12 protein-coding genes are annotated in these 13835 nt (G+C 61.7%); 7 read left to right on the top strand and 5 right to left on the bottom strand.

Annotated features, from left to right (window positions below; all coding sequences use genetic code 11):
* Positions 1 to 27: 27 nt before the first annotated feature.
* The gene (locus tag V5B39_RS01750) at positions 28 to 273 is read right to left on the bottom strand and encodes a hypothetical protein (protein ID WP_332340960.1); all 246 of its coding nucleotides are present in this window, start codon (positions 271 to 273) and stop codon (positions 28 to 30) included.
* A gap of 597 nt (positions 274 to 870) precedes the next feature.
* The gene (locus V5B39_RS01745; protein WP_332340959.1) at positions 871 to 3642 is read right to left on the bottom strand and encodes an FAD-binding and (Fe-S)-binding domain-containing protein; all 2772 of its coding nucleotides are present in this window, start codon (positions 3640 to 3642) and stop codon (positions 871 to 873) included.
* Between the two features lie 397 nt (positions 3643 to 4039).
* Here V5B39_RS01745 and ppk2 point away from each other — a divergent pair, with 397 nt between their 5' ends.
* The 3 genes from ppk2 (at position 4040) to V5B39_RS01730 (ending at position 6793) form a co-directional block, all read left to right on the top strand.
* A complete protein-coding gene (gene ppk2, locus V5B39_RS01740; RefSeq protein WP_332340958.1) occupies positions 4040 to 5299 on the top strand; it encodes a polyphosphate kinase 2 in 1260 nt (419 codons plus the stop codon).
* A gap of 88 nt (positions 5300 to 5387) precedes the next feature.
* Complete coding sequence (locus tag V5B39_RS01735; RefSeq protein WP_332340957.1) at positions 5388 to 5993, top strand: ABC transporter ATP-binding protein; 606 nt, start codon at positions 5388 to 5390, stop codon at positions 5991 to 5993.
* Complete coding sequence (locus V5B39_RS01730; protein WP_332340955.1) at positions 5990 to 6793, top strand: ABC transporter permease; 804 nt, start codon at positions 5990 to 5992, stop codon at positions 6791 to 6793. Before V5B39_RS01735 ends, V5B39_RS01730 begins: the two co-directional genes overlap by 4 nt.
* A 48-nt stretch (positions 6794 to 6841) precedes the next feature.
* Here the strand turns inward: V5B39_RS01730 and V5B39_RS01725 are convergent, their stop codons facing one another.
* Complete coding sequence (locus tag V5B39_RS01725; RefSeq protein ID WP_434735639.1) at positions 6842 to 8047, bottom strand: Card1-like endonuclease domain-containing protein; 1206 nt, start codon at positions 8045 to 8047, stop codon at positions 6842 to 6844.
* 314 nt (positions 8048 to 8361) lie between these two features.
* Here V5B39_RS01725 and V5B39_RS01720 point away from each other — a divergent pair, with 314 nt between their 5' ends.
* The 4 genes from V5B39_RS01720 to V5B39_RS01705 all read left to right on the top strand — a co-directional run bounded on the left by V5B39_RS01720 (position 8362) and on the right by V5B39_RS01705 (position 11271).
* The gene (locus V5B39_RS01720; RefSeq protein ID WP_332340951.1) at positions 8362 to 9159 is read left to right on the top strand and encodes an alpha/beta hydrolase; all 798 of its coding nucleotides are present in this window, start codon (positions 8362 to 8364) and stop codon (positions 9157 to 9159) included.
* Between the two features lie 11 nt (positions 9160 to 9170).
* Positions 9171 to 9581 (top strand): hypothetical protein, encoded by a 411-nt coding sequence (locus V5B39_RS01715; protein ID WP_332340949.1) that lies wholly within the window; start codon positions 9171 to 9173, stop codon positions 9579 to 9581.
* The gene (locus V5B39_RS01710) at positions 9578 to 10603 is read left to right on the top strand and encodes a CapA family protein (protein ID WP_434735643.1); all 1026 of its coding nucleotides are present in this window, start codon (positions 9578 to 9580) and stop codon (positions 10601 to 10603) included. The genes V5B39_RS01715 and V5B39_RS01710 overlap by 4 nt, the downstream gene beginning before the upstream one ends.
* Positions 10604 to 10995: 392 nt before the next feature.
* On the top strand, positions 10996 to 11271 hold the full coding sequence (locus tag V5B39_RS01705) for an IS110 family transposase (protein WP_332340946.1): 276 nt from the start codon (positions 10996 to 10998) through the stop codon (positions 11269 to 11271).
* A gap of 1096 nt (positions 11272 to 12367) precedes the next feature.
* Here V5B39_RS01705 and V5B39_RS01700 read toward each other — a convergent pair.
* Together V5B39_RS01700 and V5B39_RS01695 are read right to left on the bottom strand one after the other, a co-directional pair.
* Complete coding sequence (locus V5B39_RS01700; protein ID WP_332340943.1) at positions 12368 to 12985, bottom strand: hypothetical protein; 618 nt, start codon at positions 12983 to 12985, stop codon at positions 12368 to 12370.
* Positions 12967 to 13761 (bottom strand): hypothetical protein, encoded by a 795-nt coding sequence (locus tag V5B39_RS01695; RefSeq protein ID WP_332340941.1) that lies wholly within the window; start codon positions 13759 to 13761, stop codon positions 12967 to 12969. The genes V5B39_RS01700 and V5B39_RS01695 overlap by 19 nt, the downstream gene beginning before the upstream one ends.
* Positions 13762 to 13835 lie beyond the last annotated feature (74 nt).

Raw genomic sequence — 13835 nt, 5'->3', positions numbered from 1 at the left:
ACTCCAAGATTCGTCGAACTCTTGTTGTCAGCCCCCGTGCATGGATTGCCGATGGCGTCCGCTCGTGACCATCCGTATTTGCCACTGTTGCCGATATTGACTGGCATTGGCCTCAATCCATGCCAGAGCACGAAGATCCCTCTCGGCCGATGGAAAGCGCTCCACATACGCTTCGATCTCGGCAACTTGCTGGTGAAGGAATTCGGCTTCCGAGAAGGGACCTCCTCCAAGACCGGGAAGGAAGCGGGGCGGGGGATCCTCCGGGATATCCATGTTCTTCACTCCTTGAGGATAGTGTCTCAGGCCGCGGATGCTCGCTTGATTGGCAATGCCACCGACCTGGCCTGGTTTGTGAAGCGATTCTTGCACTAGCCTGCAAGAATCCCATACCGACAACAACATCATAAACAACTTTAACTCTGTGATCTAACACGATGCCCAGTCACTTTATTGTTTTCCACTTCTGGGGGGCGTTGTCAACTTCGATGAGAACTGACGGCGTTTTCCCGGATTGATCGATGCAAAATTGATACACTTTTCAACCTTGGCAACCATCTACATCGACAAGGTCATCGAAGCAAGAAACAGGCCGGGAATCAACTCCCCGCGATAACCCGAAGAAATTCATGGATTCTTTTCTACGTGAGGGAATTTTGAGATTCCGGTTGCGCTAATTAAGCAGACGACTGTAAAAATGGTCGACATCGGTCAGCGCAGCATCGCTCCTCTTCTCCTCTCGCGAGGCCAAAGCGGGGTTTGGCGGAGTGCTGCTCCGCGCCGCCGCAGCCGGCCCGCGATACTGCACGAACCGTGGGAGAGAGAAACGGGCATGACTTTCATGATCAAGGGTGCCTGAAAAAGTCATGACCGTTAGCACGCTTCCATGGTTTGTGTTCGACTGCACTCCTCCAGCAGGTAAGCCACAGAACGATAGGTCCGCCCGCTTTCCGCCGTCAGACCAATTTCGCAGGTCCGATTGCTGGAGACGCCGCTCATGCAGCTCGCTGGCAGTTCGTCGTGAATCTTGCGCAGGGCATGCTGGTTCAACTCCGGCACCACGAAACCGCGATCGCCCGAGAAGCCACAGCAAGACACCCCTGCCGGCGCAATCACCCGTTCGACACAGGCACTGACAACCTTCTGCAGCTTGGCGTCCGAACCGCTCTTGCGTACGCTGCAGTTGATGTGCAGGGCAATCGGGCCGGCTTGCCTGACCAGCCTGAGCCTGGGCAGGAGCGCGTCGTGGGCGAATTCGTGGAAGTCGAGGAGTGGCAGGCGACCAGCCAGATACTCCTGCATGCGCACGCTACAGGTACTGGCATCCATGATGATCGGGTAGCGGCCATGCTCGCTGGCAGCGTCGAGTGCCGCCTCGAGGCGCGCAGCGCTGGCGTTGGCTTCTTCGGCCAGGCCTTTGCTGGCCAGCATCTGGCCACAACAGAGGTGGTCAAATTCCTGTGGCAGGCGGGGTGCATAACCGGCGCGGACCAGCACTTGCTGGATCACCTCGCCGAGTTGGGCTTCGCCAGCGGCGTTCGGCCCGAAAATCCGTCCGCCGCAGGCCGGAAAGTAGACCACCGGATCGCCGTTACCCCGATGCGCCCCGACTGACCTGCCGGCGCGTGGCATGGTCGTCTTCCAGGCGCCCCTGGAGAGGATGCCAAGTGCTTTGTCGCCAACGACCGCACTGGCCAGGTGGCCGAGCTGCAATCCCAGGCGGGCAGTCGCAGCGACGGCTCCGAAGTGCTCGCCAGTCCAGCGGCCGACGCTGCGCGCGAAATCACTTTGGGCACGGCCGCGCAGGCGACGGGTCAGGTCGCCGGTATTGATCGCCACCGGGCAGGCGGTGGAACATAATCCGCAACCCGCGCAGGTATCGAGCCCGAAGTAGGGATAATCCTTGCCAAGTGCGCCGGCAGGCTCGCCGGCAGCGCCGCGCCGCGACAGTTCGCGCCAGCTGACGATGCGCTGGCGCGGCGACAGGGTCAGTTGGTGCGAGGGGCACAGGGGCTCACAAAAGCCGCATTCGATGCAGCGATCGACGATATCCTCGGCGGGTGGCATGGGCTTGAGGTGTTGCAGGTGCGCGGCCGGATCGTCATTCAGAATGACTCCGGGATTGAGGCGGTTCTCCGGGTCGAACAGCGCCTTGATGCGGCGCATCAGGTCGGTGGCCTGCTGGCCCCATTCCATTTCGACAAAAGGCGCCATGTTGCGCCCGGTGCCGTGTTCGGCCTTCAGCGAGCCGTCATACTTGTTGACCACCAGCTTGCAGACCTCGTCCATAAAGCCGGCGTAGCGCTGCACTTCAGCCGGATCGCCGAAGTCCTGGGTGAACACGAAGTGCAGATTGCCCTCCAGCGCGTGCCCGAAGATGATCGCCTCGTGGTAACCGTGCTGCTTGAGCAGGGCTTGCAGGTCGAGGGTGGCCGCGGCCAGGGAGGCGATCGGGAAAGCCACATCCTCGATGATCACTGTCGTGCCGGCGCGACGCATCGCGCCGACCGAGGGGAAAGTGCCCTTGCGTACTTTCCAGTACATCTCGCAGGTTTCCGGGTCAGTCGAAAAGTACGGCGTTTCAACGGTCGCAATGCCGGTCATCGCCGCGAGGGTGGTATCGATGTGCGCTTGCAGACCGGGAGCATGGTGCGAGCGAACCTCGACCAGCAGGGCGGCGACGGAATCACCGAGTGAGCGGATGATCGGCGGCAGTCCAGGCTTGTTTTCCACCGAACGCAGGGCGGCGCGGTCGAGCAGTTCCACCGCCGCAACCGGCTGCGGCTTGAGGCGAATCACGGCCTGGCAGGCGGTCTCGATGTCCGGGAAGAAGATCAGCGCGCTGGCCTTGAACGGATCTTCCGTCACCGTGTGATAGGTGATCCGGGAGATGAAGCCCAGCGTGCCTTCCGAGCCAATCATCAGATGCGTCAGGATTTCGAGCGGATCGCTGTAATCGACCAGTGCGTTGAGGCTGTAACCGGTGGTGTTCTTGATCTTGAACTTGTGCCGGATACGGTTGGCCAGGGCGATGTCGGCACGGGTCTGCTGTCCGAGGCGTTCGAGTTCGTCGAGAAGTCCGGCGTGGCTCTGGCGGAAAGCGGCAACACTGGCTGCTTCTTCGGTATCCAGCACACTGCCATCGGCCAGGATGACGCGCATGCCGGCGAGAGTCCGGTAACTGTTCTGGGCGGTGCCGCAGCACATCCCGGAGGCGTTGTTGGCGGCGATGCCGCCGATCTTGCAGGTGGCGATCGACGCCGGGTCGGGGCCGATCTTGCGCCCCAGATGGGCGAGTCGACGATTCACTTCGCTGCCCACGATTCCCGGTCCCAGGCGAACGCTCAGTGCATCGGCAGCCAACTCGAAACTGGCAAAGCCTTCTCCGATGAGGACCAGAACACCGTCCGTCATGGCCTGCCCGGAGAGGCTGGTACCGGCAGCGCGGAAAGTCAGGTGGATGCGGTGCTGCCGGGTGACTGCCAGCACGTGCAGCAGGTCGGCTTCGTTTTCAACGACCACCACGACGCGCGGTACCAGCCGGTAAAAACTGGCATCGGTGCCCCAGGCCAGTCGGCGCAGTTCATCGGCAATGACACGATCAGCGGGAAAATGCGTGTGCAGGGCAGAAATTAGCGAATCCATTCCAGTGTTCTCCTCTAGTGACGCGACCGATGGTGACGTTCGTTTGCATGCGGATTTCCTCGGCGCATTCGACCTATGCTAACAAATTGCACACTGAGAAAGCGCTTGCACGAAGAAGAATGAGAATGATCGGAGACGGAATCGTCTGGAAATGGCCAAAGCCACTCATCGAAGTCCGGTTTCCGAACGCGCTATTTGCCGTCCGTGGTGTGCCCGGCCAGTGCCGGGCCGAACTTTTTCCGGGTGCACACGGCAAACGCAGAAAAACCTGGAAAAGATTTGCTCAAGGGCATTCAAGCGATTGAAGTGTATGACATCTCGGCGGTATCATCACGGACACCGCCAGGCCACGATCCGGCGTCAACTTTTCGCAACAGACCCCCCATTGGAGAGAGAGATGGACAAGATAACTCCGCCGCCCGCAGCAGGCGCTGAAGATAAGGCCGGCACCACCGACAAACCGGCGGTTCCCGCTGCCAAACCGGCAGGACGGGCCCCCAGGACCCGTGCGCCTGCCACGACCACGCGTTCGGCACCACCGCGCAAGGCCTCGGCCGGTGACGTTGCGCCGGCGCGCACCCCAGGCGGCATGGAAGCCTATGACGTAGCCGAAGCTGCCAGTTCGGCGATCGAACAGAAGAAAGTCGCCCTGCGTGACATCATCTCTTCCGCGAACGTCGGCGATACGGCTTCGCTGGCCAAGACGCTGGAAGCGATCATGACCGGATCGTCGCCGGATGATGCGCAGGCCCTGCGCAAGGCGCTGCTCGGCAAGGAGGAAGAGCCGGCGGCCAAGCCCGCAACCAGTCCCGACGACGAACTGGCGACCAGTTGGCGCGACACCAATTCGTATCCCTATCGTAACCTGATGTCGCGCAAGGCCTACGAGAAGCAGAAGTACCGTTTGCAGGTTGAACTGCTCAAGCTGCAGAACTGGGTCAAGGAAACCGGGCAGCGCGTCGTGATCATTTTCGAGGGGCGCGATGCGGCAGGCAAGGGCGGTGCCATCAAGCGCTTTACCGAGCACCTCAATCCGCGGGGCGGGCGCGTGGTCGCGCTCGAGAAACCGAGTGAACAGGAACGAGGTCAATGGTACTTCCAGCGTTATGTTCGCCACCTGCCGACTGCCGGCGAGATCGTCTTCTGTGATCGTTCGTGGTACAACCGCGCCGGTGTCGAGCGCGTCATGGGCTTCTGCAGCGAAGAGGAATACCAGGAATTCATGCGTCAGACGCCGGAGGTCGAACGTACGTTGGTGCGCAGCGGCATTCACCTGGTCAAGTTCTGGTTCTCGGTCAGCCGCAAGGAACAGCGTCGCCGCTTCAAGGAGCGCGAGGTGCACCCACTCAAACAGTGGAAGCTGTCGCCGATCGACCTGGCCTCGCTCAACAAGTGGGATGACTACACCAAGGCCAAGGAGGCGATGTTCTTCCATACCGACACGGCGGAAACGCCGTGGACGGTGATCAAGTCCGACTGCAAAAAGCGTGCGCGCCTGAACGCCATGCGTTACGTCCTCCACAAGCTGAATTACACCGGCAAGGACATCGAAGCCATCGGCCCGATCGATCCCCTGCTCGTCGGTCGTCCGCATGTGGTGTACGAACCGAGTGGCTCGGCACTGCCGACTGCCGCCGCACACACGCCGATCCTGTAGTCTGCAGCGACTTGTGCAAGGGGCGCCGCAGACGCCCCTGCGACCAAGTCGCTGCGCTGGTCGCAGGGGTTCAGACTCCGGATCATCAATGCCCCGCCTGCGCATTCAACAGCTCGTGACTCGCCATGTCGGTCCGGTCGACCTCTCGATCGGTGCTGGCGAGTGTGTCTGCATCGAGGGGGCCTCGGGCAGCGGCAAGACGCTGTTGTTGCGCGCCATCGCCGACCTCGACCCGCATCGCGGCGAGGTGCGGCTCGATGACACCCGTTGCACGAGCCTGCCGGCGCCCGCGTGGCGGCGCGCGGTGGCCTTGCTGGTCGCCGAGAGCCAGTGGTGGTCGGAACGGATCGGCGACCACTTCGAGTACGGGGTCGATGCGGCGTGGATCGAAGGGCTCGGCCTGCCCGCGGCCGCAATGGATTGGCAAGTTGCCCGCTGTTCGACCGGCGAAAGGCAGCGGTTCGCCTTGTTGCGAACGCTGATGCAGGCCCCGGCTGTCCTGTTGCTCGACGAACCGACCGGCAACCTCGACTGGGACAGTACCCGTCGCGTCGAGTCCTTGCTCGACGACTATCGCCAGCAGCGGCAGGCGGCGCTGCTCTGGGTCAGCCACGATGCCGGCCAGATCGGGCGCGTCGCGCAGCGCCGCTATCTTCTCGACAACGGCAGGCTGCAGGAGATCGGGCAGCGATGAACGTGCTGGCGCTTTCACCGTCCGACCTCGCAATCGCTGCGCTCCTGATCCTGGCCCTCGCCGGGCTGTCGCGGCGTCTGCTGATTGGCGTCGAACGCCCGCTGCTGGTTTCGGCTGTGCGCAGCACAGTGCAGTTGTTTCTGATTGGCCTGGTGCTCAAGGTGCTGTTCGAGAGTGCGCAGCCACTCTGGGTAGCCTTGCTGGCAGCGGTGATGCTGGCGGTCGCCGGGCGCGAGGTGATGGTCAGGCAAAAGCGCCGCTTTGTCGGCGGCTGGGGTTTCGGTGTTGGCACCCTGTCGATGTTCGTCTCGTCATTCACGGTGACCCTGCTGGCGTTGCTCCTGGTTATTGGCACCGACCCCTGGTATGCGCCGCAATACGCGATACCGCTGCTTGGCATGGTGCTCGGCAACACCATGAACGGCATCTCGCTGGGACTCGATCGCCTGACCCAGGATGCCGCGCAAGGACGGACGATCATCGAAGCCAGGCTGGCGCTCGGCCAGGACTGGCGGCGGGCAATTTCCGACAGCCGCCGCGAAGCGATGCGGGTCGGCATGATCCCGATCATCAACGCCATGTCCGCTGCCGGTATCGTCAGCCTGCCGGGGATGATGACCGGCCAGATCCTGGCCGGTACACCGCCGGTGGAAGCGGTCAAATACCAGATTCTGGTGATGTTCCTGATCGCCGGCGGCACCGGTTTCGGCACCATGGTGGCGGTGAGTCTGGGCGCCCGACGTCTCTTCGATGAACGCCAGCGCCTGCGACTCGACCGCTTGCACCTGCCCGCGAATTGATCCGCGGCCTGACTGGTCGTCGCCCGCCGGGCGGATGCGACTCCGTAATCAAGGGGATTCCGTGGCTTCTGATGCGGCGGTCGTGATGTCCATCCAGGCGCAGATTTTCGCCCGCAGATCGACGAGATGTTCAGGCTCGATCAGACGGATGCGGTAGGCACGCGCGCGTTCGCGCGCCGCCGCGCCGTTGCCCTGCTGCAGGCGCCGCGCGGTGAGCAGCCAGGTTTCGCCCATCGCACCCCCGACATGGCGACGCAGGCTGTCCAGGCGGTTGAGGATCGACTGGCTGCCGCCTTCGGTGCTGATCTGCACGCCGGTCTTGCACTCGAGAACCAGCAACTGGTTGCGCCACACCAGCGCTGCATCGAGCTCGTTGCTGGCCGCCTCCTGCAGGCCGTGGCCGGCGTCGACGCGCAGATTGGTGCCCCAATGACCGTCGGGAATCAGGCCATCGGCCTGCAGCCCGGCCAGCGTCAGCCAGGCCCATTCCTCAAGCCAGCCACCACCGGCGTACCTGGCGCTGGCCTCACCGGCAAAAACGAAGCGGCAATCGCCGTCCCATTCCCAGATGCCCGCCTGTTCAAAGGCGCGCGCCAGTTCGTGATTATTCGTGAACAGCGGGCGCTGGGCGAGGATTTCGGCACGGAAAGTACGCACGATGCTGCCGTCCGTACGCGTCTGGGGCAAGGCTTCGCGCGTCAGCCGGTTGACGTAGCCGAAAAAGCCGTTGAGCCGTGGTGCTTCACGGACCAGGTGCTCGGTCAGGTCGGCGCGCGCGGCGGCGGCGCACACGAAGGTCGGGTTCCAGGTCGGATCGGCTACCACGCGATAACCCTGTACCTGCAGGACCTCGTTGAGCTTGAGCAGGTCGGCCGGCAGCAGCAGCGGCGCACCACCGCCCAGGTGCTCGAGCAGACCGTGGCGGGTATCGCAATACCAGGCATCGCCGAGGCCGGCAAGCGCGCCGACAAAACCGAAGGACATTACCTTGGTCCCGCCACTGGCGTTGAGGTCGATCGGCAGGCCGGGATGCTGGTTTTGCAGCTCGGCAGCGAGTTCCCGAGCGTAGCGACTGATGTTTCCGAGATCATGGTCGGGCGTATGCTCGGTGATGCGTACTGCATTGGCCGGCCAGCCGGCATCGTGCAGGACACGGCTGAACTGCAGCGCACCCTGGCGCGCCAATTCCGAGTCGCTGGCCGCAATGATCACCTGCGCCGGCCGCAGGCGCAGGGCGGGCAGAGTGTTCTGCATGATTTCCTCTGAGGCCAAACAGACGAGAATGCGCGGCTGGAATTGCATGCGAGAGTTCCAAAGACGGTCAGCAGGCGCCATTGTGCGCCAGTTTGCCGCAGAGGGTGCAGGAGCGCAGCCAAGCCAGTGTCGATCAGGATGCCCGACCAGCGGCGAGAGTCCGTTGAAAAAGGGGAGATTGCCTGCACTGGCACGACCCTGCGATACTTGGCGAATCTCTCGCCAGCACACGCAGCCCTGGCCCGACAGTCAACCTTCAAGCCGCTTCCAAACAGCGTCAACCCGCAGGTCTCACCGCCACTTTCCACCCGCCCATGAAAACTCGCCGCATCCATACCCTGCACCGGCCGGCGGTCGGCGCCAGGCATTCTTCTCCCCTCATTTTCGTTCATGGCGGTTATGCCACCGCTAATTGCTGGGACGCGTACTTTCTACCCTGGTTCAGCAGCCGCGGCTTCGATTGCCACGCGCTCGACCTCTCCGGCCACGGCGCCAGCGAGGGCCGCGAGCATCTGCATACTTTCGGTATCGACGATTATGCCGAAGACCTCGCCCAGGTGACCCGGAAATTTGACGTACCGGCGATCCTGATCGGGCACTCGATGGGCACCGTGGTCGTCGAACGCTTTCTTGAACGTCAGCAGGCGCAGGCCGCAGTCCTGATGGCTCCGGTGCCACCGACCGGCATTCTCGGCGCGACGATGAAGATGGCCTTGTCCGAGCCCACATTCTTCGACCAGCAAGCGCGCGCCATCCGCGGCAAGTATTCGCCGGAGACGCTGCAGATGATGCGTGATGTCTACTATTCGCCGGAGACGACCAACGAGAATCTGATCCGCTTTGCGCCATTTTTCCAGTCCGAATCACGGCGTGCCATCCTTGATCTGACGCTGTTGGCAATGCATTTCGGCTGGCGCCGGCAGGCATTGCCGGTACTGGTCATCGGCGGCGAAGCGGACGCGGTGTTCCCGCCGGCCGGGCTGGGCTTCACCGCCGTGCGCTGGCAGGCCGAGGTGGCGGTGGTTCCGCGTGCCGGACATACGCTGATGCTCGACGCCCACTGGGAAGCGGCGGCCGAGCGAATCGCTGCCTGGATCGAGCGGCAGTCATAGGCTGGCACAGGATGCCCAAGCACTGCCAACGCCTCCTCGTCGTCTCCCTGCTGCTTGCCATGCCCGTGCATGCCGAGAAGCTGTTCTGTCACGTTACGTACGGTGGGGAAACACGTGATCTGGAAGCGCGGCCGGTCAATTCGCCTTATACCGTTCCGGTGCAACCGATCGGCTCATACTTCCTCTTCCGCATCGTTTTTCAGAAGGAACCCGCCGATCTGGCGGCGATCAAGCTCTATGTCTTTGCCGATCGGAACAGCGGGCCAGTGCCGATCCAGCAGGCAACACACCCTTACCCGCCGCACGCAGGCAGAGGTGCCGGCTACGGCTTTACTGGCCTCAACCAGGTCTATGAGCCGATTCGCGATGGCGAGCTGCAATACTGGTGCGAGTGGTCTCCCACCAGCGGGCCGGCACGATGAGTGGGCAGGGCAGGCTGCGTTTGCTGGTCGCTTTGCTCGGCGCACTGGGGGCCTTGCTCGCCGGGAGTGTGCGCGCCGAACCCGTCCGTCTGATTTTCGTCGGCGACATCATGCTTGATGAGGGTCCGGGCCGCCTGATCCGCCGCGGCGGGGACCCGCTGGCACCCTTCGCGGCGCTGCTGAAGGACGCCGACTACCGCATCGGCAACCTCGAATGCCCGATTGCCACGACCGGGGAACCGCTGGACAACAAGATTTTCAGCTTCCGCGCCGACCCGCGCGTGCTGCCCGTTCTGCGTGGGCGATTCGATGCGCTCGGTGTGGCCAACAATCATTCCGGCGATTACGGTCAGGCGGCTTTTCTCGAAACCCTCGCTCATCTCGCCGGCCACGATATCGCCGCCTTCGGTGGCGGTCGCCATCTGACCGAGGCGCACCGTCCGCTGTGGATCGAACGGCGCGGCCTGCGCATCGCCGTGCTGGCCTACAACGAATTCAAGCCGCGTGCCTTCGAAGCCGGTGCCGAATGGCCGGGAATCGCCTGGAGCGAGGATAGCCAGGTCGTTGCCGACATCCGTGCTGCGCGCGCGGCCGGCGCCGACCTGGTGATCCCTTTCATGCACTGGGGCTGGGAACGCGAGCGGCAAGCGAGTGAACGACAGCGACAACTGGCCCGTTTGATGATCGACGCCGGTGCCAGCCTGGTGATCGGCGGGCATCCGCATGTGACGCAGGACATCGAGTATTACCAGGGCAGGCTGATCGTCTATAGTCTGGGCAACTTCGTCTTTGACGGTTTTGACCTCCCCGCCGCCCGAACCGGCTGGCTGCTGCGCCTGTCTCTCGACAGGGATGGCCTGGTCAGTTGGGATACCGTAGCCGCGCAGATCGACGAAGACGGCACTCCGCACCCGCAGGCCGGGATTCCCACTCCCTGCGGCCGCGCCGGGGATCGTCTGGTCAGGGAATGCGTCCAGCTCTGTATGCCTTCAGTCGCGTGCCCACTCAGCGGCAGACCTTGACGCCTCTGCATTGTGCGATTTGGGAACCATAACCACTGCGGCAGGCTCTGGCTTGCGGACAACGAGCGCGCCATTCGGATCGGCACAACCGACCCGATTCGTCCCTTTCGCGTAGAGGACAGCATTCGCACCGGTCAACACCCCACCGGCAAGCAGAGCAGCGACGAGCATGATATCTGCAATCCAGTAGCAGCAAGGCGTGGGAGCAGGGACACCGAATCCACGCCTGCCGAGCGTTTCTGGAGCGTCTGCAGGCAAGATTGGCTCCCCACCCTATTCGCCTATTCCGTGGAGAGTATCCGAGGCTTCGAGCCTGCGTCTGCAAGGAAGGCGCTTACGCAGGGTCAGGGAACCGGTGACCCTAGTCATCCAACTCGACCAGGAGAAACATCATGAGCAGCCCGACATTGGCACAAGCAATGGCAAACCTGTACGCAGGGATTGATGTGGGCGCGGAGGAATGGGTTCTGACCCTCTGTCTGGAAGCCACCGGCACCTATTCCCTGGAACTCTCCATCGCCCGGTTTGATACCGGTCTGCGCGTCATGGTCGTCAATCCCCAGGCGTCCCACAATTTTGCCAAGGTCTTGGGCAAGCACAGCAAAACCGACAAGGTCGATGCCGAAACACTTGCCGGGTACGCCGAACACATGCCTTTCACACGGTAGCAGCGCCCTTCTGATGCACAACTGACGCTGCGGGCCTTGGCCCGCCGCATCCGCGCCCTCACCAACGACCGAGCTGCCGCCAAGAACCAGCTTCATGCCACGGACTTCAACCAGCACGCGCCCAAGGCCGTCCTGAAGGATCTCAATCAAGGCCTCGCCCAACTGGACAAGCGCATCGCCCTCCTGATCCGCGAGGCGGTGGCTTTCATCAAGATCCATAAGGAGTGGGCCAATGCTTACACCTTGCTCATCTCGGTCAAGGGCATTGCCGACACCAAGGCCGTCGATCCTCGGCGAGATCAGCCTACTGCCCCAGGGACTGCGAGCGCCGCAGTGAATCAAGTTTGCCGGCCTGGACCCCAAGCATTTCCGCTCCGGGACCCGCGTCGACAAAAAACGGGCATCTCCAAGGCCGGCAACGGACATCTGTGTGCCGTCCTCTACATGCCCACCCTCAGCGCCAAAAGGCCCACGATCCCCACGTCAAGGCCTACGCCGAACACCTCGCGGCTCGCGGCAAACCCCCCATGTAAGTCGTCTGCGCCGTCATGCGCAAACTTCTCGTCGCCATCCACGGTATACTCACGACCAACAAGCCTTTCGACAGCGAACGCTTCTATGTCATACCCGTCCAGCCAACCCTCAAACCGCCTAAAAAGTTGACTTTCAACAGAGTATCTCCGCCGCAAACCGCCGCAAACTGAACCCGTGTCTCCTCAAAACCTCGATTTCCACATACCCCTCGTTTGTCATCACCGGCAACCCAAAAAGTCGCCGATTCTCTCAACCCGGTGTATCAATTTTCAATCGGTGACTTGGGTCAATTTACATCCGGTGCTGACAGGAATGGCAGACGGGCACCGGGAATCCGTCTACGAGATGCACTTTGGTCTCGAAGGCCCCCAGTGCCACCGCCCAGTGCCGATGCAGAAGGGCTTTGACGTGGCCCAGGTTGGCCAGTTGCCGAACGAAAGTCGAACGGTCACCCAGATTCGGGAACCCTGCGGCCCAATGCCGACGGAAGTACTCCCAAACGGCCTTGAAAAGTTGCACACCGCGTTTCGACACGTAGCCGCTATCTTGCCCGCGCCGACTATTAGTTCAATTTACCATTCCGGGCAGTGGTGCTTGCGCGCCAGTCGGCCACCGGCTTGCCGAGTACGGTCGCGAGTTGCTGTGCCTCGCGGGCAATCTGTACGCTGTTGGGGTGAGATACCAGGTTCAATCGCCGGCCGTCCTGCGTTACCAGATTGAGTTCGTAGTTGTCGTAGTCGTCGATCTCGGTGTCTGTCACCCGCTTGTGGACGATCTCAAGTTCGCTTACCTCCGTAAAGTCGAGTGACGTCGTCCCAGATGACGCATCCAAACGTAGACTCAACGCTGGCTGCTCCGGTACTTCCACTAGACGACGCATAGTGTCAAAACGCGGGGTATTCCCCAAGAACCTAGCAATTAAACGTCCGACGCCGATGGCCAGTGCGCCACCACACAATGCCGCCAGGCTATTGAAGAGGCTTTGCCACACCGTCAGGACGGAAGCGGCAATGAAGACGTAGCCGAACATCGTAAAGACACTGGGGAATATCTTGACAAACCCCGTGGGTTGAAAGATCCATACTGAACCTTTACGGACAAGCCGGTGGGTCGTGAAGTTCGGTCCCTCATCCGGCTTGAGTGGCGATGGTGGATTTCTGCTTAACACCTTCGTTTCCATCCGTAGCGAACAATCCACAACGCGGCTAATGCCATGGCTACCGGGATGACAAACCCCACGCCGATGCCGTAGCCCTGAAAGTACGATTGCAGCATTGTGCAGATGAAGTAGATCGAGACAGCAAGAAGCAAAGATCCCGCCGCAACCAACTCCCACCTTCGCTGGTCGGGGCCGGGATCGTATTGTGGGTAGGTGTTGCTGGTACCCGACAACGCACGCAGTGCCTCAAGACATTTCCTTGTAACTTGAGGATCGATACCTTGCGTACCCAGCGGCACAGGCAGATAGCCCGGCGGCTTTTCGGAAGGCATGGAGTGCCGCATGAAATTCGACTGCTTTGCGGCATCCCAGAAAGTCGAATGAGTCCGGATGGTGAGCACCACGCTCATCTCCGGGTGGTCACCCGTGTAGGCGGTTTCCAACCACATCGGGCCGGTGTCCTGCCAAGGAACAAAATGACTGTTTGTGCCGCCGACGAAATACAAACCGCGGCTGTCAGCCGCCAAAGTAATCAGGTCGGACCATACGCTCGGGCGTAGCAGCATGATCAAGAAAAACAGAAAGAACAAGGCAAAGGCGATCTCACTGAAGTCACTTTTTCCTGCAAGCCAGCGTGATGCGATGAAAAAGAGGCCGGCAAGTACCAGCGCCAATGCGCACGCGAGTAATGCGCCCACAGCAATTCGACTGGCTTTGTGAAGGTAACAGGGGGCTGTAAGCGCAGCCAATGAAGGCGGCAGGTGTGCAGGCAGGCTGTTAAGTATTCGAGTGTCCATGGACTATCGTGGTTACTGGAAATTTACCCGAATCACGACCTCATGTGTTGCCCAACTCAATAGTTCAACCGCCA

Origin of the sequence: Accumulibacter sp., assembly GCF_036625275.1 — a bacterium.
Lineage (GTDB): Bacteria > Pseudomonadota > Gammaproteobacteria > Burkholderiales > Rhodocyclaceae > Accumulibacter.
Note: the sequence above shows the minus strand (reverse complement) of the source record. Positions and strands in the feature narration are given on the sequence as shown.